Below are 22729 nucleotides of genomic sequence, written 5' to 3'. Positions count from 1 at the left end.
TCAGAGGTGCTTGTGCGTGTGGTGTGCCGCGTGCGTCTGGCGTACGTGCTGACCGAGCGTCTGCTCCGTGTGCCAGGCCCAGTACATCTTCTGCACCAGCAGCGTCAGCGTGCCCGCGACGACGATGCCCAGCAGGTTGAGCAGCAACTGCTCGGACGAGCCGCGGGCCTGGCCCCAGTCGCCGTAGCTGACCGCGACCGCCGCGTTGGCCGCCGCGGGCACCGTCGTCACCGAGATCGCGACGCCCACCAGCGCCCCCGACTTCGACGACGTCAGTGACAGCGTGCCCGCGGTGCCCGCCAGCAGGGCGACGATGAACGAGAACCAGTCCGGCGCGAAGATGAACTCCGTCTGCGGCCGCACGGCTTCCAGATCGCCCTCCGTGAACAGCCCGAAGGCGTCCATCACCACGCTGAACACCACCGTCAGCACCATCGCCACCGCGAACCCCGCGAGCAGCGCCCCCACCGACCGCGCCGCCAGCCGAGCCCGCCACTGCACCAGCGCCACGCACAGCCCCGCCACCGGCCCGAACTCCGGGCCCAGCGCCATCGCCCCGACGATGAGGATCGCGCTGTCGATCATCACCCCGCAGGACGCGAGCAGGGTCGCGACGCCGAGCATGGCGAGGAACGTGAGGGACAGCGCCGACTCCTCGTGCGTCTCCTCGACCAGCGACTCCCACACCACCGCGTCCGCCGCCTCGCCCGGCGCGGCCTCCTCCGCCTGGTCGGCGCGGCGCGAGAGCGTCAGGTCGACGTGGTCGACGCTGACCGCCCCCTCGTCGCACAGCCCGCGCACGCGCAGTTGGTGCAGCAGTTGGTCGGCGGCCTCGCGGGCGACGTCGCACAGCACGACGTCGCCCTCGGGGTCGAGGGAGGCGCCGCGGAGCACCGCGAGGTGGGCGGTGCCGACGGTCTTGTGCAGGAGGCCGACGACCTCGTCGGTACGGGCGGCGGGGCACTGGATCCGCAGGTGCAGCATGCGCTGAGGCTAGCGGGTGCCGCTAGAGGCGATTCCGTACAACCGTGGGCCGACGAGAGGTGTCTAAGTAGTCAATCTCAGCATTCATTGTCCGAATCCGGAAACGGGGGAAACACATGAGATCGTGCAGAACTGCCCTGAGACGCTTAGCGGTCGGCGGCACGGCCGTGGCCGCTCTGCTCACCGCCGGGATCGCGCCGGCGGGCGCGGCGGGCGCGGAGGGCGCCTCCGGCACCGACGTCCTCGTACGCTCCGGGCCCGACCTCGGCGTCCCCGAGGGGGTCCCGGTGACGGGGGTACAGCCCGGCGAGGTGCTGGACGTGCCGTTCGACGTCACCAACACCGGCGACCAGCCGGCGGTGGGCGTACGGGTCGGCATCAGCGCCTCGTACGGCCTCGGCGTCCTCACCCGGTACGCCGAGTGCACGTACACGCCGCAGCCCGGGGGCTTCGAGTACGCCGACTGCCTCTTCCCCGGCGTCCTGGAGCCGGGCGGGACGTTCCGGCTGCCGGAGCCGCTGCGGCTGACGGCCCAGGCGCACGCGTACGCGGAGCGCGTGGACATCAGCGTCGAGCCCGGCGACGGGACCGCCGACGCCGACACGGGGAACAACTTCCACATCTCCGAGATCGGCGCGGACAACACCGCGGACTTCCTCGTCCGCCGCGCCGAACTGACCGGGGCCGTGGGCCAGGCGCTCCCGCTGAACCTCGTGTTCCGCAACCGCGGCCCCGCCTGGATCGCCAACCTCGGCTCCGGCGAGCCGGTCGCCGCCGTCGACTTCCGCGTCCCGCCGGGCACGTCGGCGACCGCCGTGCCGCAGCGGTGCACGGCGATGACCCGGGACGGCCGGCCGCTGCCGGACGTGCGGACGGGCGCGCCGCGGTACTGGTGCCAGGCGCCGGACAGGGTGCGGCCCGGGGCGCGGGTCGTCTTCCCCTTCGAGCTGACCGTGGAGCGGTCCGTTCCGGACGCGGCCGGCCGGGTGCGGGTGGTGCCGTGGGACGGCAGCGCGGCCTTCCCGTTCGACCCGAAGACGGGGAACAACGCGGCGCCGGTCGTCGTGCGGACGACCGTGAAGTAGCCGCCCCTACAGCTTGCGCAGGGACAGCCGCCGCACCTTGTGGTCCGGTCCCTTGCGCAGGATGAGGGTGGCGCGGCCGCGGGTCGGGGCGATGTTCTGGCGCAGGTTGGGCTCGTTGATCGTGCGCCAGTTGCGTTCTCCGTACGCCATCGCCTCGGCCTCCGGCACCTCGGCGTAGCGGCTGAAGTACGACAGGGGGTTCTGGAAGGCCGTCTCGCGCAGCTTGCGGAAACGCTCCATGTACCAGCGCTCGATGTCCTCGATGTGCGCGTCCACGTACACGCTGAAGTCGAAGAAGTCGGCGAGCGCGACGCGGGTGCGGCCGTCGCGGCCGGGGAGCGCGGGCTGCAGCACGTTCAGGCCCTCGACGATCAGGATGTCGGGGCGCTGCACCTTCAGCCGCTCGCCGGGGACGATGTCGTACGTGAGGTGGGAATAGACGGGCGCGGTGACCTCGTCCTTCCCGGACTTCACGTCGGCGACGAAGCGGGTCAGCGCGCGCCGGTCGTACGACTCGGGGAACCCCTTGCGCGACATCAGCCCGCGGGCGCTGAGCTCGGCGTTGGGGAGCAGGAACCCGTCGGTGGTGACCAGCTCCACGCGCGGGTGCTCGGGCCAGCGCGCGAGCAGCGCTTGGAGCAGGCGGGCGACGGTCGACTTGCCGACGGCCACGCTGCCGGCGATCCCGATGACGAACGGGGTGCCGGCCCGCGCGCCGGCGCTGTCGCCGGGGGTGCCGAGGAAGGTGTGCACGGCGTGGCGGAGGCCGTGGGTGGCGCCGACGTAGAGGTTGAGGAGGCGGGAGAGCGGCAGGTAGACGTCCCGCACCTCGTCCAGGTCGATCACGTCGCCGAGCCCGCGCAGCCGCTCGACCTCGGCGGCGGACAGCGGCAGCGGCGTGCGGTCGCGCAGGGCGCTCCACTCGGCGCGGGAGAGGTCGACGTACGGGGAGGCGCTGTGCGTGCTCGTCGGCGAGGCCACGGAGCCATTGTGCGCGGGGGCGGGTCGGGCCGCGCGGGCGGGGCTGCGGGCAGGGCTGGGGGCGGGGCTGCGCGGGCGGGGCACACCTCTGGGCCTGGGCCGGGCGGAAGGCTAGGGTCCGCATACGTAGACGAATCCTGGGGGACGAGATGTCAGTACTGCAGTCCGTATGGCACGAGAGACGCAGGCGGTTCGCTGCGGTGGAAGCCCGGCGGCGGCGGGCCCGGAGCACCCGGGAGGCGTTCGCGGGCCGCGTCCGCGGCGACCTGGCGGCGGAGCTGCCGGACGAGGACCTGGGAGAGGACCTGGTCGAGTCGCTGGACCTGTACCGCATGGGCAGCAAGCCGCGGTGCGAGGAGGTGGAGTACCTGAACCTCGTGCAGGAGGCGGTGGAACGGATGGCGTGGGGCAGATAGCCCCCGGTCAGTAGCCCGCGGTCAGCCCTCGGCGATGACGACGGCGGAGGCGACGCCGGCGTCGTGGCTCAACGACACGTGCCAGGTACGCACCCCCAGCTCGGCGGCCCGCGCCGCGACGGTGCCGCGCACCCGCAGATGGGGCCGGCCGTTGTCGTGGACGCACACCTCGGCGTCGTGCCAGTGCAACCCGGGCGGCGCCCCCAACGCCTTGGCCAGCGCCTCCTTCGCCGCAAACCGCACCGCCAGCGAAGCCACCCCCCGCCGCCCCCCGTCGGGCAGCACCTGCTCGGCGGGCAGAAACAACCGATCCGCCAACTCCGGCGTCCGCTCCAACGCGGCCCCGAACCGCCCCACCTCGGCGACATCGATGCCGACCCCGACGATTCCACTCATGCGCGGCAGGGTAACCGGTGCGCCCTCACGCGGCGCGCCTGCGCCGTGGCCGCCGCGGGCCTGGGCGGCGGGCCCGTACCGGACGACCGCCCAGACGGTCTTGCCGACGCCCCCACCCCGCGGCGCGACGCCCCACGTGTCGGCCAGCGCCTTTACGATCCGCAGCCCGCGTCCGTCCTCGGCGTCGTCAGGCGCAGACGCGAGGGCGGGCGACGCGGGGGCGGCGTCGTCGACCTCCGCGCCCCAAGTCGCCCCCGAGATCCTGCACTTCTACGGCACCGCCTTCGACGAGGCGAACCGGCTCACCGGCACCGCCGACGGGCGGTTGGAGCTGGTGCGTACGCGGGAGTTGTTGCGGCGGCATCTGCCGCCGGCGCCCGCGGACGTGATCGACGTGGGTGGCGGGCCCGGGGTGCACGCGGTGTGGCTGGTCGGGGAGGGCCATCGCGTGCACCTGGTCGATCCCGTGCCGCGGCACGTCGAGGCCGCCCTCGGAACCGGGGTCTCCGCGGAGCTGGGCGACGCCCGCGCGCTGCCGGCGGGGGACGCGTCGTACGACGTCACGCTCCTCCTCGGGCCGCTCTACCACCTGCTCGAACGCGACGAACGCGACCGGGCCCTCGCCGAGGCGCGGCGCGTCACCCGTCCGGGGGGCCTCGTCGCGGCCGCCGCCATCGGCCGGTACGCCTCGGTCTTCGAGCACACCGCCACCACGCTGCTCGCCGCGGACCGCGTGCACGACGCCGTACGCGACATCCTCACCACCGGCCGCCACGAACCCGGCCGGAAGGGCTTCACCGCCGCCTACTTCCACACGGCGGCGGGCCTGGAGGGCGAGCTGCGCGACGCGGGGCTCGCCGACGTCACCGTCTACGGCGTCGAGGGACCGGGCTGGTCGCAGCTCAAGGCCGTCGAGCAGGAAACGGGGCGGCCGTTGCCCGAGGGGCACCCCGCCTTCGAGGCGGCGCTGCGCGCGGCGCGCCTGGCCGACGGGCATCCGGAGCTGCTGGCGGCGGCGTCGCATCTGTTGGGCGTGGGGCGGCGGTGAGTACCCGGCTGCGGGGGGCGGTGGGGCGGGGGAGGATGGGGGGATGAGGCGTGCTTACGGGGTGGAGACGGTGCGGGGTGCCGAGGCGGCGCTCATGGCGGAGCTGCCCGAGGGGGCGCTCATGCAGCGGGCCGCGGCGGGGCTGGCCGCCGCGGCGGCCGGGCTGCTGGGGCGGGTGTACGGGCGGCGGGTGGTGCTGCTCGTGGGGAGCGGGGACAACGGCGGGGACGCGCTGTACGCCGGTGCGCGGCTGGCGCGGCGCGGGGCGCGGGTGACGGCCGTGCTGCTCCGCCCGGAGCGTACGCACGAGGGCGGGCTCGCCGCCCTGTGGGCCGCCGGGGGGCGGGTCGTGCCCGCGGGGGAGGGCGCCGAGTCGGTGGGGCCCCGGGACGTGGGCTCCCCCCTCCTCGGCGTCTTCGACCGCGCCGACCTCGTCGTCGACGGCATCGTCGGCATCGGCGGCTCCGGCGGCCTACGCCCGGCCGCCGCCGCGCTCATGGGCCTCGTCCGCGAGACCCGCGCCCCCGTGCTGGCCGTCGACCTGCCCAGCGGCGTCGAGGCCGACACCGGGGAGGTGCGGGGCGAGGCCGTGACCGCCGACGCCACCGTGACCTTCGGTACGTACAAGCCCGGCCTGCTCGTCGACCCCGCCGCCGAGCGCGCCGGGGCGCTGCGGCTCGTGGACATCGGGCTCGGCCCGTACCTGCCCGCCGTCCCCGAGCTGGAGGCCCTGCAGCACGCCGACGTCGCCGCGCTGCTGCCCGAGCCGGGCGCCGAGAGCGACAAGTACCGGCGCGGCGTCGTCGGCGTCGTCGCCGGCTCCGAGCGCTACCCGGGTGCCGCCGTGCTCGCCGTCGGGGGGGCGCTGCGCGGCGGGGCGGGGGCCGTGCGGTACGTGGGGCCCGCGGCGCGGGCGGTCATCGCGCGGTATCCGGAGACCCTCGTCCACCCCGGGCCGCCGGGGAAGGCGGGCCGGGTCCAGGCGTGGGTCGTCGGGCCGGGGCTGGGGGACGGGCCGGGTGCCGAGGAGGTGCTGGAGCAGGTGCTCGCCGCCGACGTGCCGGTGCTGGTGGACGCCGACGGCCTGCGGCTGATGGACCGGGCGCGGGTACGGCGCCGGTCCGCCCCGACGCTGCTCACCCCGCACGCGGGGGAGGCCGCGGCGCTGCTGGGGGTGGACCGGGCGGAGGTGGAGGCGGGCCGGCTGGCCGCCGTACGGGCGCTGGCGTCGGCGTACGGCGCGACGACCCTGCTCAAGGGATCCACCACCCTGGTCGCCGATCCGGAGGAGGACCCCGGGCGCGCGGCGGAGGACGGTGCGGAGGGCGGCGGCGCGGAGGACGGTGGCGCGGCCGGCGCGGGCGGCGCACCCACCCCCGTGCGCCTCAACCCCACCGGCACCTCCTGGCTCGCCACCGCCGGCAGCGGCGACGTCCTCTCCGGCCTCACCGGCGCCCTCCTCGCCGCCGGCCTCGCCGCCCGCGACGCCGCCTCCGTCGGCGCGTACCTCCACGGCCTCGCCGCCCGCACCCTCGCCGCCGGCGCCCCGATCACCGCCCACGAACTCCCCGACGCGCTCCCCGCTGTGTGGCGCGACGTCCGCGACGTGTGAACCCGCTGCCGAGCCGCAGGTCGAGACGGAATGCGACACTGGCACGGATGACCGACTCGCCCCTTCGCGCCCGCGCGGAGATCGACCTCACGGCGTACGGCGCGAACATCCGCGCCCTGCGCGCCCGCGCGCCGCGCGCGCAGTTCCTGGCCGTCGTCAAGGCCGACGCCTACGGCCACGGCATGCTGCCCTGCGCCCGCGCCGCGCGCGCCGCGGGCGCCGAGTGGGTGGGCACCGCCACGCCCCAGGAGGCGCTGCACCTGCGGGCCGCCGGCGACCGGGGGCGGATCCTGTGCTGGCTGTGGACGCCCGGCGGGCCGTGGCGGGAGGCCGTGGAGGCGGACCTCGACGTCACCGTCAGCGGCCTGTGGGCGCTGCGCGAACTGCTGCCCGCCGCCCGCGCCGCCGGGCGCACCGCGCGCGTGCAGCTCAAGGCCGACACCGGCCTCGGCCGCAACGGCTGCCTCGCCGCCGACTGGCCCGACCTCGTCGCCGCCGCCCGCGCCGCCGAGGCCGAGGGCGTCATCGACGTCACCGGCGTCTGGTCGCACTTCGCGTGCGCCGACGAGCCCGGCCACCCCTCCGTCCGCCGCCAGCTCGACGCCTTCCGCGACGCCCTCGCCGTCGCCGAGCGCGCCGGCCTGCGCCCCGAGGTGCGGCACATGGCGAACTCCCCGGCCACGCTCACCCTCCCCGACGCCCACTTCGACCTCGTACGGCCCGGGATCGCGTCGTACGGGCTGTCGCCGAGCCCCGAGGTCGGCACTCCCGCGGACTTCGGGCTGCGCCCCGTGATGGCGTTCAAGGCGTCGCTGGCGCAGGTCAAGGAGGCGCCGGCCGGCCTGGGCATCTCGTACGGGCACCGTTACGTCACCCCGGGCCGCACGACGCTCGCGCTGGTGCCCGTCGGCTACGCGGACGGGGTCCCGCGGCACGCCTCCGGTACGGGGCCGGTGCTGGTCGCCGGGAAGTGGCGGACGGTCGCGGGGCGGGTCGCGATGGACCAGTTCGTCGTGGACCTGGGCGGGGACGCGGCGGCGGTGGGCGACGAGGCGGTGCTGTTCGGCGCCGGGGACCACGGCGAGCCGACGGCGGAGGACTGGGCGCGGGCGACGGGCACGATCGGGTACGAGGTCGTCACGCGGATCGGACCCCGCGTTCCGCGCGTGTACGTGGGCGGGGCGGGGGATGCCACCTCCATGGACATGGACATGGACAGGGACACAGCCACAGCCACGGTTGCGGAGACGGACGCGGAGCGTTCGCCCACCCTGCCGCCCGCTCCGCCGCCCACCGGTCACCGCCCCGGGCCCCGCCATGACTGAACCCCTGCCCCTGCCCACCCCGGCCTCCACCCCCCTCCCCGCCCCCGCGTCGCTGCCCGGCGGCTGGGCCCGGGCCGGGCGGCGGGCCGGGATCGCCGGTGCCGCCATCGGCGTGCTCGCCGCCGGCGCCGCCGCCGGCGTGGCGGTCGAGCGCCTGGCGATGGGCCGCGGCGTGCGCCGCCGGGCCCGGCAGGCCCTCGACGCCGCCGGCCCGTACGGCACCCTCCGCGGCACCCCCGGCACGGCCGTCGCGGACGACGGCACCGAGCTGTACTACGAGGTCGAGGACGCCGAGGACTTCCCGCCCGCGGCCCCGGACTCCGACGGGACGGCCGTCGGCACCCCCGCCGCCCGCCGCCGGCGCCGCCGCTTCGCCGGCCGCCGCGAGCCCGCCCCCCTCACCGTCGTCTTCAGCCACGGCTACTGCCTCACCCAGGACTCCTGGCACTTCCAGCGCGCCGCCCTCCGCGGCCACGTCCGCACCGTCTACTGGGACCAGCGCAGCCACGGCCGCTCCGCCCGCGGCATCTCCCAGCTCGCCGGCGACGAGCCGGTGACCATCGAGCAGCTCGGCCGCGACCTCAAGGCTGTCCTCGACGCCGCGGCCCCCGAGGGCCGGCTGCTGCTCGTGGGGCACTCGATGGGCGGCATGACGGTCATGGCCTTCGCCGACCAGTTCCCCGATCTCGTACGCGACCGGGTGGCCGGCGTCGCGCTCCTCGACACCTCCGCGGGGGACCTCGGCCGGGTGACGTTCGGCCTGCCCGCGGCCGGCGCCTGGGCCGTACGCCACTTCGTGCCCGGCTTCCTCAAGGCCCTGGGCAGCCGCGCCGAGCTGGCCGAGCGCGGCCGGCAGGCGACGGCCGACCTCTTCGCCGGGATCATCAAGCACTACTCGTTCGGCACCGAGGGCGTCGACCCGGGCGTCGCGCGCTTCGCCGAGCGGCTGCTGGAGAGCACGCCGATAGACGTGGTCGCCGAGTTCTACCCGGCGTTCGCCCTGCACGAGAAGGGCGAGTCGCTGGAGCTCTTCCGCGACCTCCCCGGGCTGGTCCTCGTCGGCGACCGCGACATGGTCACGCCCCCGGCGCACAGCGAACGGATCGCGGCGCGGCTGCCGGACGCCGTGTTCGAGGTCGTCGAGGAGGCCGGGCACCTCGCCCCGCTGGAACGCCCGGACCGGGTGAACGACGCGCTGGCCGCGCTGCTCGCCCGCGCGGGCGTGCGGATCCGGGCGGGGGCCGGGGCGGAGCAGGGGGCCCGGCCCGTACGGCGCACGCGCGGCACGCCGCGCCGGACCCTCTAACATCCAGTGCCATGAGCGCCGCCGCGACCACCACCGCCGTGCACTTGACCGTCGAGTCGCCCGAGCAGATGCAGGACCTCGGCCGCCGGCTGGCCGCCGTGCTGCGCGCCGGCGACCTCGTGCTGCTCACCGGGGCGCTGGGCGCGGGCAAGACGACGCTCGCCCGCGGGCTCGGCGCCGGGCTCGGGGTGCGGGGGGCGGTGACGTCGCCGACGTTCGTCATCGCGCGCGTACACCCGTCGGTCTCGGGCGGTCCGCCGCTGGTCCACGTCGACGCCTACCGGCTGGGCGGCGGTCTGGAGGAGATGGAGGACCTGGACCTCGACGTGTCGCTGCCCGAGTCGGTGGTGATCGTGGAGTGGGGCGAGGGCAAGGTCGAGGAGCTGGCCGAGGACAGGCTGCACGTCGTCATCGAACGCAGGACGGGCGGCGCGGCGGACGGGACCGAAGGGGCGGACGAGGGGGACGAGACCGACGAGGCGGATGGGGCCGACGTACGGCACGTCACCGTCACCGGCGTCGGCGAGCGCTGGGCGCACGGCGCGCTGGCCGCGCTGACCCGCGCCTGAACAGCAGTGCTGTACGTTCCGACAAATATGCCGACGCGCTGTCGGCAAATCGTTGCCCCCGGTCGGCGGGCGTGGTCCCATGGGCGTATGGCACCTGAGGAAGACGAGCAGCGCCCCGCCGTGGGAGTCGCCGAGCTGCTCGCCGCATGCGCGGCGGCCGAGGCGGTCTCCACCCCGCCGCCGCTGCGGCGGGAGGCGCCCGAGCCGGCCGGCGACGCGCCCACCGCACCGGAGCAGCACGCCGCGTAACGCCGGCGCACCCCCGCGCGGCCCCGGGCGATCTAGGCTGCCCGCATGGACATCGGCATCGGACTTCCCTCCACCATCCCCGGCATCGCCGGCACGCTGATCCCCGAGTGGGCGGTCGCGGCCGAGCAGGCCGGGTTCTCGACCCTCGGCACCATCGACCGCGTCGTCTACGGCAACCTCGAAACGATCCCCACCCTCGCCGCCGCCGCGGCCGTCACCGAGCGGATCGGCCTGACGACGACCATCCTCATCGCCCCGTTCCGCGGCAACGGCGCCCTGCTCGCCAAGCAGCTCGCCTCCGTCGACGTGCTCTCCGGCGGCCGGCTCACCGTCGGCGCCGCCGTCGGCGGGCGGGAGGACGACTACGAGGCGGCGGGCGTGCCGTTCACCGAGCGCGGCCGGATCTTCGACGACCAGCTCGCCGAGATGCGCGCCGTGTGGAACCAGGACGCCCGCGGCCGTGCGCACCCCGTCGGCCCGGCGCCGGTGCGGCCCGGCGGGCCGCCGATCCTCTTCGGCGGCCAGGCGCCCGCCACGTACCGGCGGCTCGCGGAGTACGGCGCCGGGTGGATCCTCGGCGGCGGCCGGCCCGAGAACCTTGCCGAGGGCGCCCGGAAGGCCAGGGACGCCTGGCGCGAGGCGGGCCGGGAGGGCGAGCCGCGGGTGGCGGCGCTCGCGTACGCGAGCCTCGGCGACGACGCCGAGGAGCACGCCCGCCGCTATCTGCTGGACTACTACGGGTTTCTCGGCGACTTCGCCGAGAAGGCCGTCGAGGGCGCGCTCACCTCGCCGAAGGCGGTCGCCGACGCCAAGGCCGCGTTCGCGGACGCCGGCTGCGGCGAACTGGTGCTGTTCCCCTGCAACCCGGACGTGGCGCAGGTCCCGCTGATCGCCGAGGCCGCCGGGCTGTAGGAACGGGGACGAACCCGCGGGCCCGACGAAGGGCCGGGTGAGAAGGAACCGGGGGTCCGGCGGCGGGCCCCCGCTACTTCACCACCGCGACCGGGACGCCCACCGTCGCAAAGCGCCACAGCGCCTTGCCGTCCGCGCGCGACGAGCGCACGCCGCCCGTCTTCTCCTTCGCGTCCGGGTCCGGCCGCGAGCCGTCGATCGCGGCGCTGAACCCTATGACCGTGCCCTCGGCCTCCGCGAACCGCACCACGTTCTCGACCGGCACCCCGTCCGAGCCGGTGATCTGCCTCGACCGCGAGGTCACGGCGTACCTGCCCGGCGGCGGGTCGACGCTGCTCGGGGTCACCTTGTACGTCCGCAGCACCGAGTCGTCCTCGCCGACGAGCCACACGCGCCGGTCCTTCAGCCGGTAGACCACCCGCAGTCCGGTGCCCGTGCGGGCGGGCACCTTGAGGGCCTCCTCCTTCGCCTTGGACGGCTCGGGGCTGGCGACGCCCGGGCGGTTACGGGCCAGGGAGTCGGGGGCGTTGGCGTTGGCCTGGTAGGCGAGGAACGCGACCACCCCCAGGGCGGCGGCCGTCAGCCCGGCCACGAATTTCCCGCTGCCTGCCACGCGGTACGCCCCTTCCGGTACGGCGGCCGTACGGCCGCTCTGCCGAAGCCTGCTCCCGGCTCGCCCTGCGCGGGCCCGTCCTGTCCGCCCCCGCCTGCTCCGCCCGACGGTAGCACCCGCCCCCGCGCCGTCCCGCCCCCGCCGCAGCCGGATCACCGGCCCGGCGGACGCGCTCCGGGCACCCCTCCCGCGCGACTACCCTGAAGGGCGTGCTGCTCGCCATGGACACCGCCTCCCCCGCCGTCACCGTCGCACTCCACGACGGCGACCCCGCGTCCCCCGCGCTCGCCGCGTCGCACCAGGTCGACGCCCGGCGCCACGGCGAGCTGCTGCTGCCCGCCGTCGACCGGGTGCTCGCCGCGGCCGGGCGGGAGCTCGGGGAGCTGACCGGCCTCGTCGTCGGCGTCGGGCCCGGTCCGTACACCGGGCTGCGGGTGGGGCTGGTGACCGCCGAGGTGCTCGGCATGACGCTCGGCATCCCCGTGCACGGGATCTGCACGCTCGACGCCCTCGCCTACGCCGCGGGCCGCGAGGGCGTCGAGGGCCCGTTCGTCGTGGCCACCGACGCCCGGCGCAAAGAGGTGTACTGGGCGCGCTACGACGACGCCCGCACCCGCGTCACCGAGCCCGCCGTCGACCGGCCCGCCGACCTCGCCGGGCAGGTCGCCGGCCTGCCCGCCGCCGGGGCGGGGGCGGCGCTGTACCCCGAGGTGTTCCCCGACGCCCGCCCGCCGGCGCACCCGCACGCCGCCGCCCTCGCCGCGCTGGCCGCCGAGCGGCTCGCGGCGGGCGACGCACTGCTGCCGCCCCGCCCGCTGTACCTGCGCCGGCCGGACGCGCAGGTCCCGGCCGCGTACAAGGCGGTCACCCCGCGATGACCGCACGCCCGGCCCCGTACGAGAGGCACCGGACTCCGCACGGGAGCGTCCCTTGCCCATGACCGCCGTCGCCCTGCGCGAGATGCGGTGGTGGGACATCGACCCCGTGCTCGCACTCGAACGGGACACCTTCCCCGAAGACGCCTGGTCCCCGGCCATGTTCTGGTCCGAGCTGGCCCACGCCCGCGGCCCCGGCGCCACCCGCGCGTACGTCGTCGCCGAGGACGCCGCCGGCCGCGTCGTCGGCTACGGGGGCCTCGCCGCCCTCGACGGCACCGGCGACATCCAGACCATCGCCGCCGCCCGCGACCACTGGGGCACCGGCCTCGGCCCGCGCCTGCTGGAGGAACTGCTCGCCGCCGCCCGCCGCTTCGGCTGCCGCGAGGTGCTGCTGGAAGTGCGCGTCGACAACGCGCGTGCCCAGCGCCTCTACGAGCGCCACGGCTTCGCCGTGATCGGCGTCAGGCGCGGCTACTACCAGCCCGGAAACGTCGACGCGCTCGTCATGCGCCGTACCGAGAAAGAGTGACGCCACCCATGGCAGACGAACCCCTGGTGCTCGGCATCGAGACGTCCTGCGACGAGACCGGTGTCGGGATCGTCCGCGGGCACACGCTGCTCGCCGACGCCATCGCCTCCAGCGTCGACGCGCACGCCCGCTACGGCGGCGTGGTGCCCGAGGTGGCGAGCCGGGCGCACCTGGAAGCGATGGTGCCGACGATCGAGCGGGCGCTGCGCGACGCCGGCGTCACGGCCCGGGACCTGGACGCGATCGCCGTGACGGCAGGTCCGGGGCTGTCCGGGGCGCTGCTGGTCGGGGTGTCGGCGGCCAAGGCGTACGCGTACGCGCTGGGCAAGCCGCTCTACGGCGTCAACCACCTCGCCTCGCACATCGCCGTCGACCAGCTCGAACACGGCGCGCTGCCCGAGCCGACGATGGCCCTCCTCGTCTCCGGCGGGCACTCCTCGCTGCTGATGTCCACCGACATCACCGCCGACGTCCGCCCCCTCGGCGCGACCATCGACGACGCGGCGGGCGAGGCGTTCGACAAGGTCGCCCGCGTGCTCGGGCTCGGCTTCCCGGGCGGCCCGTTCATCGACAAGGCGGCGCGCGAGGGCGACCCGGCCGCCATCCGCTTCCCGCGGGGCCTGACGGGGCCGCGGGACCCGTTGTACGACTTCTCCTTCTCCGGCCTGAAGACCTCCGTCGCCCGCTGGGTGGAGGCCAGGCGCGCGGCGGGGGAGGAGGTGCCGGTGGCGGACGTGGCGGCGTCGTTCCAGGAGTCGGTCGCGGACGTGCTGACGCGCAAGGCGGTACGGGCCTGCCGGGACGGCGGCGTCGGGCACCTGATGATCGGCGGCGGCGTGGCGGCCAACTCGCGGCTGCGGGCGATGGCGGAGCGGCGCTGCGAGGACGCGGGGATCGTGCTGCGGGTGCCGCGGCCGAAGCTGTGCACGGACAACGGGGCGATGGTCGCGGCGCTGGGCGCGGAGATGGTGGCGCGGGGGCGGGCGGCGTCGGCGTGGGACCTGTCGGCGGACTCGTCGCTGCCGGTCACGGAGACGCACGTACCGGGGCACGAGCACGGCCACGGGCACGACCACGACCACGTACACGAACTGGCGAAGGACAACCTCTACTCGTGACCGTCGCGTTGATGTGGGAGGCCAAGGCGGCGCCGGGGCGCTCCGGCGAACTGCTGGCCTGGGCGCGCGCGCAGCCGCTGGCGGCCGAGCCGCTGCGCCGCGAGACGTTCACGGCGCCGGGCGAGCGGGTCCTCGTCATCACGTGGTGGGACGCGCCCTACGACGCGGAGCTGCCCGAGCTGCCGGCCCCCGACGACGGCGGGCTGCTGGCGCGGCCCGCGCACCGCTGGCGGTTCACGTCGCTGGGGCCGGACGCACCGGACGGCCCAGGAGCACCGTAGGGGCGCCGGCGACGCGGGTCAGGAAGACGGTGCAGGAGACGGCGGTCGGGCCGTCGAGCTTCAGCTTGCGCCGCAGCTCCTCGGGTTCGACGGCGGAGCCGCGCTTCTTGACGGTGACGCTGCCGACGCCGCGGTCGCGCAGCAGGGCGCGGAGCTTCTTGACGCTGAACGGGAGCGAGTCGGTGATCTCGTACGCGGTGGCGTACGGGGTCGGCGCCGGGTCGTCGGCCGTGACGTACGCGATGGTCGGGTCCAGCAGCCGCCCGCCGACCTGCGCCGCCACCTCGGCGACGAGGTGGGCGCGGATGACGGCGCCGTCCGGCTCGTACAGGTAGCGGCCCACGGGTCCGGCCGCCGGGTCGGGCAGGCCGCGGCCGGTGAGGGTGGCGCCGGCGGGCAGGAGAGTGGCACGACGGGCCCGGGGGGCAGTACCGAACCAGAGCACCGCCTCCTTCACGTCGCCGGCGTCGGAGACCCACTCCGCCTCGGCGGCGTCCGGCACCGCCTCGTGCGGGATGCCGGGGGCGACCTTCAGCGCCGCGTGCGAGACGCGGCCGGCGACCTCGACGGCCCAGGACAGCGGCGGCGAGTACGCCTCGGGATCGAAGAGCCGCCCGCGCCCGCCCCCGCCACTCCGGGCACCCCCTCCGACCCGGCGGGCCGGGTCGACGAAAACGGCGTCGTACCCCGAGATGTCGGCGTCCCCGACCTCCGCGCACCGCACCTCGACCAGGTCCGCGAGCCCCAGCGCCGCCGCGTTGGCCCGCGCGGCGGCGACCGTCGCGGGGTCCCGGTCGACGGCGAGGACCGCGATCCCGGCCCGCGCCAGCGCCACCGCGTCGCCGCCGATGCCGCAGCACAGATCGGCGACCCGGGTGACGCCGAGCGCCGCGAACCGGGCCGCGCGGTGCGCCGCCACCGCCGTACGGGTCGCCTGCTCGACGCCGTCGGGGGTGAAGTACATCCGCTCCGCGTCCGCCCCGAACTTCGCCGCCGCCCGCTGCCGCAGCCGGGCCTGCCCGAGCGCGGCGGAGACCAGCGGGGCGGGGTGGGTGCGGCGCAGCCGGGTGGCGAGGGCCAGCTCGTCGGCGGGGTCGTGGTCGCGCAGCTCGGCGAGGAGTTCCTGGCCCTCGGGGGCGAGGAGGTCGGCGAGGGAGCCGGCGGAGGTGTCGGGGCCGTGCATGCGCCCATTGTCCGCGACCGGTGGCGCCGCACCTGCGCGGGCCGCCGGGGCGGAGGGCGCGGCCGTGCCCGGCGGCACGGCGGTGGTCCGCCGAGCACGGCGGCCGCACCATCCCCCATGCGGGCGCCCGTGCGGCGTGGCGCCACTTCTCCCCGTTCCGCACTGGTGACGATGCGGGCTCCGGAACTAATGCGACAAAAGGATAAAATGACCCCGCGCCCCACCCTCCGATCCGGCCTCCTCTCCCTGGCCGTCACCGCCGCCCTCCTCGCCTCCGCCTGCTCCACCGAGACCACCGATCACCCCCGCCCCCTCGGCCACCCCCACGGCGACGCCAAGCCCGCCGCCGCCGGAGGCGGCGTCGCCGCACCCGCCCGCGCGCTCGCCCGCACCGCGGAGCACCAGCGGCGCGTGCACGCCCGGCGGCTCGCCGCCGCCCGCGCCTGGGGCCTGGACGCCACCCCGCTGCTGCCGCCCGCCCCGCCGCGTACCAAGCCCGCGCTCGCCACCGAACCCGGCTACGGGACGAACGACGGCGGCCCCGGCCTGCCGCCCGTCATCACCCGGGTGCCGACCGGCCACCGGGTGATCTTCCTGACCATCGACGACGGCTACCGCAAGGACCCCGAGCTGCTGCGCATGCTGCGCGAGCTCGACGTGCCCGTCAGCGCGTTCCTCGCCGACAGGGTCGCGCGCGACGACTACGCCTACTTCCGCGACCTGCGCGACCTCGGCACCACCGTCAACAACCACACCCTCACCCACCCCGACCTCCGCGAACTGCCCTACGCGGCCCAGCGCGCGGAGATCTGCGGCCAGCAGCGCGTCCTGGAGCGCGAGATGGGCGCCGCGCCGCGGATCTTCCGGCCGCCGTACGGCAACTACAACGGCGACACCCTGCGCGCCGTGCGGGACTGCGGCATCGACCTCGTACCGCTGTGGCAGCAGGAGGCGTTCCCCGGCCGCTGGACGTACTCCCGGGCGGACACCGCGTTCCACCCGGGCGATATCGTGCTCACCCACTTCGAAGGACCTTCCGAATTCGGCGGCACGATGGCCGACGTCCTCCGTACGGTGCTCCGTAAGGCGGGCGACGAAGGCTTCGCCGTTGCCCGCTTGGAGGATTACGTATGAGGCGCAGCCGCGCCGGGCGGCGGTCGTCGCGCGCCGCGACAGCCGCCGTCTGCCTGCTGGCGCTCACCGCCTGCGCGGACGCGGCCCGGCCACCGCACGAGTGGTTCCCGGAGAGCGCGGGGGAGTCCGCGGCGCCGGCGGACGGGCGGGCGGACGGCAAGCCGGGCGCGCGGCACGCGGCCGGCGCGTCCGGCGAGGACCCCGCGCGCGCCGCCGGCCCCGAGGCGTACCTGCGCTGGGGACTCGACCGCCCCCTCGACCCGCCGCCCGCGCCCCCCGCGAGCCGCCCCGTCCGACCCGCGGACTCCGGGCTGCCGGCCGTGACGGGCCGGGTGCCGACACGGGACAGGGTCGTCTTCCTCACGATCGACGACGGCTGGGAGAAGGACCCCGCGCTCATCCGGATGGCGGCGGACCTGGGACTGCCGTTCAGCATGTTCCTCTCCCACTCGGCGGCCGGCGGGGACTACGGGTACTTCGAGGAACTCCGGCGCCTCGGCAACTCCGTCCACGGCCACACCGTCACCCACCCGGACCTCACCTCCCTCCCGTACGCCGCGCAGCGCCGCCAGGTCTGCGGCCAACAGCGCCGCGTCGCGGACCGCTTCGGCGTCCGCCCGGCGCTCTTCCGGCCGCCCTACGGCATGTACGACGCGGCGACGCTGCGGGCCGCCGCCTCCTGCGGCGTCCGCGCGATGCCGACGTGGCGGGCGGAGATGAAGGCGAGCGGTCTGGAGTACCGCAGCGGCGACCGGCTGCGCCCCGGCGACATCGTGCTCGCGCACTTCCGCGGGCCGGAGCAGCAGGGCGGGCGGACGATGACGGACGTACTGGCGGAGCTGGTACGGGAGATCCAGCGGCAGGGGTTCACGGTGGCCCGGCTGGAGGACTACATGTGACGTCCCCGCCCCGGTTCGTCCCGCGTGCCGCGGGCGGGCGCGGTCCGTACGGCTGTGCGGGCGCTCGGCGACTCGGGTGGGCAATCTGGCACTCGGCTTGACCGAGTGCTAAAGGGCGTCATAACCTCGGCTCTGGCACTCCCCCGGGGAGAGTGCCAACACAGCGACGAGGTGGATCCGGCACCCGCGACGACGGATCCTCCAGGGTCGCCACCCCAGACATCCAACCCCGCGAGATCTCCGAAGGGGGAGGTCGGATCGTGACGACCGCCAGCACCAAGGTTGCCATCAAGCCGCTTGAGGACCGCATCGTGGTCCAGACGCTCGACGCCGAGGAGACCACGGCCTCGGGCCTGGTCATCCCGGACACCGCCAAGGAGAAGCCGCAGGAGGGCGTCGTCCTCGCCGTCGGCCCGGGCCGCTTCGAGGACGGCAACCGCCTGCCGCTCGACGTCTCCGTCGGCGACGTCGTCCTCTACAGCAAGTACGGCGGCACCGAGGTGAAGTACAACAACGAGGACTACCTCGTCCTCTCTGCCCGCGACGTGCTCGCGATCATCGAGAAGTAACGGGGCGCTTCCCGCTTCTTCCCACACCAGGCCGCGCCCCGGATCCGTTCGTCCAGCAGGACATATCGAAACGGGCCGGGGCGTCGGCGCTCCCGACGGCGCCCCTTTGAGAGGACCCACGTTCCATGGCGAAGACTCTGAAGTTCGACGAGGACGCCCGCCGCGCTCTTGAGCGCGGCGTGGACAAGCTCGCCGACACCGTGAAGGTGACGATCGGCCCGCGGGGCCGCAACGTCGTCATCGACAAGAAGTTCGGCGCCCCGACCATCACGAACGACGGCGTGACGATCGCCCGTGAGATCGAGGTCGAGGACCCGTACGAGAACCTGGGCGTCCAGCTCGTGAAGGAGGTGGCGACCAAGACCAACGACATCGCGGGCGACGGCACCACCACCGCCACCGTGCTGGCCCAGGCGCTGGTCCGCGAGGGCCTGCGCAACGTGGCCGCCGGCGCCTCCCCCTCCGCGCTCAAGCGCGGCATCGACGCCGCCGTCGCGGCCGTCTCCGACGAGCTGCTGAAGGCCGCCAGCCCGATCGACTCCAAGTCCGACATCGCCGCGGTCGCCGCGCTGTCCGCGCAGGACGAGCAGGTGGGCCAGCTCATCGGCGAGGCCATGGACAAGGTCGGCAAGGACGGGGTCATCACCGTCGAGGAGTCCAACACCTTCGGGCTGGAGCTGGACTTCACCGAGGGCATGGCCTTCGACAAGGGCTACCTGTCGCACTACATGGTGACCGACCAGGAGCGTATGGAGGCGGTGCTGGAGGACCCGTACATCCTGATCACCCAGGGCAAGATCTCCTCCATCCAGGACCTGCTGCCGCTGCTGGAGAAGGTCATGCAGGCCGGCTCGGCGAAGCCGCTGCTGATCGTCGCCGAGGACGTGGAGGGCGAGGCGCTGTCCACCCTCGTCGTCAACAAGATCCGCGGCACCTTCAACTCGGTCGCGGTCAAGGCCCCCGGCTTCGGCGACCGCCGCAAGGCGATGCTCGGCGACATGGCCACCCTCACGGGCGGCACCGTGGTCTCCGAGGAGGTCGGCCTCAAGCTCGACCAGGTGGGCCTCGAGGTGCTGGGCACGGCGCGCCGTGTGGTCATCACCAAGGACGACACGACGATCGTCGACGGCGCCGGCAAGTCCGACGACGTGGCCGGCCGGGTCGCGCAGATCAAGGCCGAGATCGAGGCCACGGACTCCGACTGGGACCGCGAGAAGCTGCAGGAGCGGCTGGCGAAGCTGGCCGGCGGCGTGTGCGTCATCCGCGTCGGCGCGGCCACCGAGGTCGAGCTGAAGGAGAAGAAGCACCGCCTGGAGGACGCGATCTCCGCCACCCGCGCGGCGGTCGAGGAGGGCATCGTCTCCGGCGGCGGCTCGGCGCTCGTCCACGCCGCGAAGGTGCTGGAGGACGGCCTCGGCCTCACGGGCGACGAGGCCACGGGTGTCGCGGTCGTGCGCCGCGCGGTGGTCGAGCCGCTGCGGTGGATCGCGGAGAACGCGGGCCTGGAGGGCTACGTCATCACCTCCAAGGTCTCGGAGCTGGCCGCGGGCCAGGGCTTCAACGCCGCCACGGGCGAGTACGGCGACCTGGTGAAGGCCGGCGTCATCGACCCGGTGAAGGTGACCCGCTCGGCGCTGGAGAACGCGGCGTCGATCGCGTCGCTGCTGCTGACGACGGAGAGCGCGGTCGTGGAGAAGCCGGAGCCGGAGGAGGACCAGGGCCACGGCCACAGCCACGGCCACGCGCACTGACCTCCGGTCGGGACCCCGGGCTCCGCACCCGGATCTGACGCCGCAGGGCCTCGCCTCCGCACGGGGGCGGGGCCCTGCGGCGCGTGTGGGTGGGATGGGGCGGCGGGCGGCGGCCAGGGCCGGCCGGGTCCCGCGGGGCCGGATCCCGGCCCGCCGTCGCGGCGGAGCCGTGAGGGTCGGAGCGTTGCGGTCCTCCCGCGAGCGGTAGCGGGCCCGTCGCTGCGGAGCCGCACGGGTGCGGGGGTCTCGGGGCGGAGCCCCGAGTTCAGGGCCGGGACAGGGGCGGGCCGGGAAGCCTGCTCCCCGTGGCCGGCGCAGGGCGGCACCCCGGCCGGAGGCCCGGTAGCGGCTGGGCCGCTCGGCTCGGGGGTCCCGGGGGCGGAGCCCCCGGGGTTCGGGGAGGGGCGGGGCCGGGGAACAGCCCCCGCTAGCGGGGGCCGTACTTGCGGCCCGCGCTCGTCGAGAACCGGCTCACCACCCTGCGCGGCACCAGCTTCGTCGCCCCCATCAGCGCCTTGTACCGCGGGTCAGGGATCGACACCGTACGCCCCCTCCTCAGGTCCCGCAGGCCCTCCGCCACCACCCTGTCCGCGTCCAGCCACATCCACCCCGGGATGTTGTCCGTCCCCATCCCCGCCCGCTCGTGGAACTCCGTCCTGACGAACCCCGGGCACAGCACCATCAGCCGCACCCCCTTGCCCGCCAGGTCCCGCGCCACCCCCTCCGTGAACTGCACCACCCACGACTTGCTCGCCCCGTACGTCCCGCGCGGCACGAACGCCGCCACCGACGCGACGTTGACCACCGCACCCCGCGACCGCTCCCGCATCGCCTCCGCCGCGGCCCTCGTCAGCCGCAGCACCGCCTCGCAGTGCACCTTCAGCATCGTCAGCTCGTCGTCGAGCGTCACCTGGAGGAAGCGTCCCTTCTGCCCGAAGCCCGCGTTGTTGACCAGCAGGTCCACCGGCCGCTCCGCGTCGCCGAGGCGCTCTTCCACCGCCGCGATGCCCTCGTCGGTCGCCAGGTCCGCCGGGAGTACCGACGCTTCGACGCCGTGCCGCTCGTGCAGCTCCGCGGCCTGTTCGTGCAGCCGCTCCACCGTTCTGGCGACGAGCACCAGGTCGTGCCCGGAGGCGGCCAGATGGCGCGCGAACGCGGCGCCGAGGCCGGCCGTCGATCCCGTAATCAGCGCAGTCGTCATGCCACGCACGCTAGCGGGCCGGGGTCGTCGGGCGCGCTCAGTGTCCCGCATGTGCGTCGCCTCCGCCCGCGGGCCGCCCGGCCTTCTCGCCGGGGTTCACGACGACGAACTGGCCCATCATCCCGCCGTCCTCGTGGGCCAGCAGATGGCAGTGGTACATGTACGGCACGTCGGGGTCGGGCGGACCGTCGAAGCGCAGGACGAGCCTGACCTCCCGGCCGTTCGGTACGTACACGGTGTCCTTCCGCCCGCGCAGCTCCGGCGGCGGCGGTTCGCCGTCCACCTCCAGGACGCGGAACTGCACGTCGTGGACGTGGAAGTTGTGCGTGACGCCGTCGCGGTTGCGCACCGTCCAGATCTCGGTCGCGCCGCGCTCGACGGTGGCGTCGATGCGGTCCATGGCCATCGCCGATCCGTTGATGCCGCTGGAGCGCAGGTCGAAGTGGCGTTCGCGGGAGGCGTCGGACGGGTCGGGCAGTTCGACGTCGGCGAGCCGCGCCGGCACGGCGGGCGCCGGGCGCAGGGTGCCGGCGGCGCGCAGCTCCAGCACGTCGAAGGAGTCGTCGCCGCCGGCGAAGCGGGACTGCCAGAAGTCGCCGCCGCCCGGCGGGGTGCTGCGCAGTACGGTCCGCTCGCCGGGCCGCATCCGTACCAGGATCTCGGCGCGCTCGCCGGGGGAGAGCAGCACGCGGTCCGTACGGTGCGGGGCGCCGAGCAGGCCGCCGTCGGTGCCGACGAGGTCGAAGGCGCGGTCGTCGGCGAAGCCGAAGTCGTAGACGCGCGCGGTCGAGGCGTTGAGCAGCCGCAGCCGGACGAGTTCGTCGCGTACCCGCTGATACGGGGCGAGGGTGCCGTTGACCATCGTCTCGTCGCCCAGGAACCCGGTGTTCCGCATCATCCCGTGGCCGTGGTCGAAGCGGTTGCCGTCGAAACGCACGTCCTGGACGACGACGGGCACGTCGTTCACGCCGTACTCGTCGGGGAGGCCGAGCCTGCGCGCCTTCGCGTCGTCCACGAGGAACATCCCGGCCAGCCCGCGCTGCACGTGCCGCTCGGTCTCGCCGTGCGGGTGCGGGTGGTACCAGAGGGTGGCCCCGGGCTGGTCGACGGTCCAGTGGGGCCGCCACTCGCCGCCGGAGTCGACCATCTGGTGCGGGCCGCCGTCCATGGCGGCGGGCAGGTGCATGCCGTGCCAGTGGACGGTGGAGGGCTCGTCGAGTCCGTTGGCGACCTCGACGCGGACCTTCTCGCCGCGCTCGGCGCGCAGCGTCGGCCCGAGGTACGTGCCGGGCCACTTCGCGTCGGCGGCCGTCCCGGGGCTGGTGAACCCCCAGGTCGGCGTGGACTCCCCGGGCTTGAACCCCGTCTCGCCGGCCCGCATCCCGAGCCGGAAGACCCGGGTGCCGTCCGCTGCCACCTCGCCCTCCTCCAGCGGGGGTATCCGCAGCTCGTTGTCGAAGTCGACCCTGCCGACCGTGGAGACGTCCGCGGTGGCGTAGAACCACGCCCCGGCGCCGACCACCACGCTCACGACCGTGCCCGTCAGCGCGGTCAGCACGAGGAGCACCCGCTTGAGCCGCCGTCTCCGTCCACTTGTCTTCGTCATGTGTCAGAGTTTTCTGACACATGGGTCCTGCGGGTATCGGGAATCGCACGGGTACGTCCCGGAGGCGCCCCCGAGCCCGCCCTC

General features: G+C 75.2%; 24 protein-coding genes. 17 read left to right on the top strand and 7 right to left on the bottom strand.

The window, feature by feature from the left end:
- Positions 1 to 984, bottom strand: coding sequence for a DUF389 domain-containing protein (locus O7599_RS14820; protein ID WP_281622631.1), 984 nt, complete (start codon positions 982 to 984; stop codon positions 1 to 3).
- A 167-nt stretch (positions 985 to 1151) separates the two neighbouring features.
- Between O7599_RS14820 and O7599_RS14815 the strand changes: the two genes are divergently transcribed.
- The gene (locus tag O7599_RS14815; protein WP_281622630.1) at positions 1152 to 2069 is read left to right on the top strand and encodes a hypothetical protein; all 918 of its coding nucleotides are present in this window, start codon (positions 1152 to 1154) and stop codon (positions 2067 to 2069) included.
- 6 nt (positions 2070 to 2075) lie between these two features.
- On the opposite strand, the gene coaA is transcribed toward O7599_RS14815, so the two are convergent.
- On the bottom strand, positions 2076 to 3050 hold the full coding sequence (gene coaA / locus O7599_RS14810; RefSeq protein WP_281622629.1) for a type I pantothenate kinase: 975 nt from the start codon (positions 3048 to 3050) through the stop codon (positions 2076 to 2078).
- A 149-nt stretch (positions 3051 to 3199) separates the two neighbouring features.
- Between coaA and O7599_RS14805 the strand changes: the two genes are divergently transcribed.
- On the top strand, positions 3200 to 3466 hold the full coding sequence (locus tag O7599_RS14805) for a hypothetical protein (protein ID WP_281622628.1): 267 nt from the start codon (positions 3200 to 3202) through the stop codon (positions 3464 to 3466).
- 21 nt (positions 3467 to 3487) lie between these two features.
- Here O7599_RS14805 and O7599_RS14800 read toward each other — a convergent pair whose 3' ends face one another.
- Positions 3488 to 3862, bottom strand: coding sequence for a holo-ACP synthase (locus tag O7599_RS14800; RefSeq protein WP_281622627.1), 375 nt, complete (start codon positions 3860 to 3862; stop codon positions 3488 to 3490).
- Positions 3863 to 4124: 262 nt separating this feature from the next.
- Here O7599_RS14800 and O7599_RS14795 point away from each other — a divergent pair, with 262 nt between their 5' ends.
- The 7 genes from O7599_RS14795 to O7599_RS14765 all read left to right on the top strand — a co-directional run bounded on the left by O7599_RS14795 (position 4125) and on the right by O7599_RS14765 (position 10883).
- Positions 4125 to 4910 carry a class I SAM-dependent methyltransferase gene (locus O7599_RS14795; protein WP_281623392.1) on the top strand — a complete coding sequence of 262 codons (786 nt, stop codon included), beginning with the start codon at positions 4125 to 4127 and terminating at the stop codon, positions 4908 to 4910.
- Between the two features lie 43 nt (positions 4911 to 4953).
- Positions 4954 to 6522, top strand: coding sequence for an NAD(P)H-hydrate epimerase (locus O7599_RS14790; protein WP_281622626.1), 1569 nt, complete (start codon positions 4954 to 4956; stop codon positions 6520 to 6522).
- Between the two features lie 47 nt (positions 6523 to 6569).
- Positions 6570 to 7847 (top strand): alanine racemase, encoded by a 1278-nt coding sequence (gene alr, locus O7599_RS14785; RefSeq protein WP_281622625.1) that lies wholly within the window; start codon positions 6570 to 6572, stop codon positions 7845 to 7847.
- Complete coding sequence (locus O7599_RS14780) at positions 7840 to 9153, top strand: alpha/beta fold hydrolase (RefSeq protein ID WP_281622624.1); 1314 nt, start codon at positions 7840 to 7842, stop codon at positions 9151 to 9153. The genes alr and O7599_RS14780 overlap by 8 nt, the downstream gene beginning before the upstream one ends.
- An 11-nt stretch (positions 9154 to 9164) precedes the next feature.
- Complete coding sequence (tsaE, locus tag O7599_RS14775) at positions 9165 to 9722, top strand: tRNA (adenosine(37)-N6)-threonylcarbamoyltransferase complex ATPase subunit type 1 TsaE (protein WP_281622623.1); 558 nt, start codon at positions 9165 to 9167, stop codon at positions 9720 to 9722.
- An 87-nt stretch (positions 9723 to 9809) separates the two neighbouring features.
- The gene (locus O7599_RS14770; RefSeq protein ID WP_281622622.1) at positions 9810 to 9971 is read left to right on the top strand and encodes a hypothetical protein; all 162 of its coding nucleotides are present in this window, start codon (positions 9810 to 9812) and stop codon (positions 9969 to 9971) included.
- Between the two features lie 45 nt (positions 9972 to 10016).
- Positions 10017 to 10883, top strand: coding sequence for an LLM class flavin-dependent oxidoreductase (locus O7599_RS14765; protein WP_281622621.1), 867 nt, complete (start codon positions 10017 to 10019; stop codon positions 10881 to 10883).
- Between the two features lie 73 nt (positions 10884 to 10956).
- On the opposite strand, the gene O7599_RS14760 is transcribed toward O7599_RS14765, so the two are convergent.
- Positions 10957 to 11475 (bottom strand): hypothetical protein, encoded by a 519-nt coding sequence (locus O7599_RS14760; protein ID WP_281623391.1) that lies wholly within the window; start codon positions 11473 to 11475, stop codon positions 10957 to 10959.
- Between the two features lie 242 nt (positions 11476 to 11717).
- On the opposite strand from O7599_RS14760, the gene tsaB reads away from it, so the two are divergent.
- The 4 genes from tsaB to O7599_RS14740 are packed head-to-tail and all read left to right on the top strand — an operon-like array spanning position 11718 to position 14302.
- Positions 11718 to 12374 (top strand): tRNA (adenosine(37)-N6)-threonylcarbamoyltransferase complex dimerization subunit type 1 TsaB, encoded by a 657-nt coding sequence (tsaB, locus tag O7599_RS14755; RefSeq protein ID WP_281623390.1) that lies wholly within the window; start codon positions 11718 to 11720, stop codon positions 12372 to 12374.
- A gap of 58 nt (positions 12375 to 12432) precedes the next feature.
- Positions 12433 to 12903 (top strand): ribosomal protein S18-alanine N-acetyltransferase, encoded by a 471-nt coding sequence (rimI, locus tag O7599_RS14750; protein ID WP_281622620.1) that lies wholly within the window; start codon positions 12433 to 12435, stop codon positions 12901 to 12903.
- Between the two features lie 8 nt (positions 12904 to 12911).
- Complete coding sequence (tsaD, locus tag O7599_RS14745) at positions 12912 to 14021, top strand: tRNA (adenosine(37)-N6)-threonylcarbamoyltransferase complex transferase subunit TsaD (RefSeq protein ID WP_281622619.1); 1110 nt, start codon at positions 12912 to 12914, stop codon at positions 14019 to 14021.
- Entirely contained in the window at positions 14018 to 14302 is a 285-nt protein-coding gene (locus O7599_RS14740; protein ID WP_281622618.1) for a hypothetical protein, read from the top strand. Before tsaD ends, O7599_RS14740 begins: the two co-directional genes overlap by 4 nt.
- On the opposite strand, the gene O7599_RS14735 is transcribed toward O7599_RS14740, so the two are convergent.
- On the bottom strand, positions 14256 to 15485 hold the full coding sequence (locus tag O7599_RS14735; RefSeq protein WP_281622617.1) for a class I SAM-dependent methyltransferase: 1230 nt from the start codon (positions 15483 to 15485) through the stop codon (positions 14256 to 14258). The two genes, O7599_RS14740 and O7599_RS14735, sit on opposite strands and share 47 nt — an antisense overlap.
- Before the next feature lie 207 nt (positions 15486 to 15692).
- Here O7599_RS14735 and O7599_RS14730 point away from each other — a divergent pair, with 207 nt between their 5' ends.
- From O7599_RS14730 to groL, 4 genes are all read left to right on the top strand, one after another.
- The gene (locus O7599_RS14730; RefSeq protein WP_281622616.1) at positions 15693 to 16619 is read left to right on the top strand and encodes a polysaccharide deacetylase family protein; all 927 of its coding nucleotides are present in this window, start codon (positions 15693 to 15695) and stop codon (positions 16617 to 16619) included.
- Positions 16616 to 17518 (top strand): polysaccharide deacetylase family protein, encoded by a 903-nt coding sequence (locus tag O7599_RS14725; protein ID WP_281622615.1) that lies wholly within the window; start codon positions 16616 to 16618, stop codon positions 17516 to 17518. Before O7599_RS14730 ends, O7599_RS14725 begins: the two co-directional genes overlap by 4 nt.
- A gap of 260 nt (positions 17519 to 17778) precedes the next feature.
- On the top strand, positions 17779 to 18087 hold the full coding sequence (gene groES, locus O7599_RS14720) for a co-chaperone GroES (protein WP_018834789.1): 309 nt from the start codon (positions 17779 to 17781) through the stop codon (positions 18085 to 18087).
- A gap of 125 nt (positions 18088 to 18212) precedes the next feature.
- The gene (groL, locus tag O7599_RS14715) at positions 18213 to 19838 is read left to right on the top strand and encodes a chaperonin GroEL (RefSeq protein WP_281622614.1); all 1626 of its coding nucleotides are present in this window, start codon (positions 18213 to 18215) and stop codon (positions 19836 to 19838) included.
- Positions 19839 to 20265: 427 nt separating this feature from the next.
- On the opposite strand, the gene O7599_RS14710 is transcribed toward groL, so the two are convergent.
- Both O7599_RS14710 and O7599_RS14705 read right to left on the bottom strand, forming a co-directional pair.
- The gene (locus O7599_RS14710) at positions 20266 to 21039 is read right to left on the bottom strand and encodes an SDR family oxidoreductase (protein WP_281622613.1); all 774 of its coding nucleotides are present in this window, start codon (positions 21037 to 21039) and stop codon (positions 20266 to 20268) included.
- 37 nt (positions 21040 to 21076) lie between these two features.
- A complete protein-coding gene (locus O7599_RS14705; RefSeq protein WP_281622612.1) occupies positions 21077 to 22645 on the bottom strand; it encodes a multicopper oxidase domain-containing protein in 1569 nt (522 codons plus the stop codon).
- Positions 22646 to 22729: the final 84 nt, after the last annotated feature.

Origin of the sequence: Streptomyces sp. WMMC500, from assembly GCF_027497195.1 — a bacterium.
Classification (GTDB): domain Bacteria; phylum Actinomycetota; class Actinomycetes; order Streptomycetales; family Streptomycetaceae; genus Streptomyces.
The sequence above is the reverse complement of the archived record's forward strand: the minus strand, read 5'-3'. Positions and strand labels throughout refer to the sequence as shown.

Bases quoted from the DNA above. Each gene is read 5' to 3' on its own strand.
- O7599_RS14820 (WP_281622631.1), bottom strand. From the start codon at position 984: ATGCTGCACCTGCGGATCCAGTGCCCCGCCGCCCGTACCGACGAGGTC.
- O7599_RS14805 (WP_281622628.1), top strand. From the start codon at position 3,200: ATGTCAGTACTGCAGTCCGTATGGCACGAGAGACGCAGGCGGTTCGCT.
- O7599_RS14800 (WP_281622627.1), bottom strand. From the start codon at position 3,862: ATGAGTGGAATCGTCGGGGTCGGCATCGATGTCGCCGAGGTGGGGCGG.
- O7599_RS14790 (WP_281622626.1), top strand. From the start codon at position 4,954: ATGAGGCGTGCTTACGGGGTGGAGACGGTGCGGGGTGCCGAGGCGGCG.
- alr (WP_281622625.1), top strand. From the start codon at position 6,570: ATGACCGACTCGCCCCTTCGCGCCCGCGCGGAGATCGACCTCACGGCG.
- O7599_RS14780 (WP_281622624.1), top strand. From the start codon at position 7,840: ATGACTGAACCCCTGCCCCTGCCCACCCCGGCCTCCACCCCCCTCCCC.
- tsaE (WP_281622623.1), top strand. From the start codon at position 9,165: ATGAGCGCCGCCGCGACCACCACCGCCGTGCACTTGACCGTCGAGTCG.
- O7599_RS14770 (WP_281622622.1), top strand. From the start codon at position 9,810: ATGGCACCTGAGGAAGACGAGCAGCGCCCCGCCGTGGGAGTCGCCGAG.
- O7599_RS14765 (WP_281622621.1), top strand. From the start codon at position 10,017: ATGGACATCGGCATCGGACTTCCCTCCACCATCCCCGGCATCGCCGGC.
- tsaB (WP_281623390.1), top strand. From the start codon at position 11,718: ATGGACACCGCCTCCCCCGCCGTCACCGTCGCACTCCACGACGGCGAC.
- rimI (WP_281622620.1), top strand. From the start codon at position 12,433: ATGACCGCCGTCGCCCTGCGCGAGATGCGGTGGTGGGACATCGACCCC.
- tsaD (WP_281622619.1), top strand. From the start codon at position 12,912: ATGGCAGACGAACCCCTGGTGCTCGGCATCGAGACGTCCTGCGACGAG.
- O7599_RS14735 (WP_281622617.1), bottom strand. From the start codon at position 15,485: ATGCACGGCCCCGACACCTCCGCCGGCTCCCTCGCCGACCTCCTCGCC.
- O7599_RS14730 (WP_281622616.1), top strand. From the start codon at position 15,693: ATGACCCCGCGCCCCACCCTCCGATCCGGCCTCCTCTCCCTGGCCGTC.
- O7599_RS14725 (WP_281622615.1), top strand. From the start codon at position 16,616: ATGAGGCGCAGCCGCGCCGGGCGGCGGTCGTCGCGCGCCGCGACAGCC.
- groL (WP_281622614.1), top strand. From the start codon at position 18,213: ATGGCGAAGACTCTGAAGTTCGACGAGGACGCCCGCCGCGCTCTTGAG.
- O7599_RS14710 (WP_281622613.1), bottom strand. From the start codon at position 21,039: ATGACGACTGCGCTGATTACGGGATCGACGGCCGGCCTCGGCGCCGCG.
- O7599_RS14705 (WP_281622612.1), bottom strand. From the start codon at position 22,645: ATGACGAAGACAAGTGGACGGAGACGGCGGCTCAAGCGGGTGCTCCTC.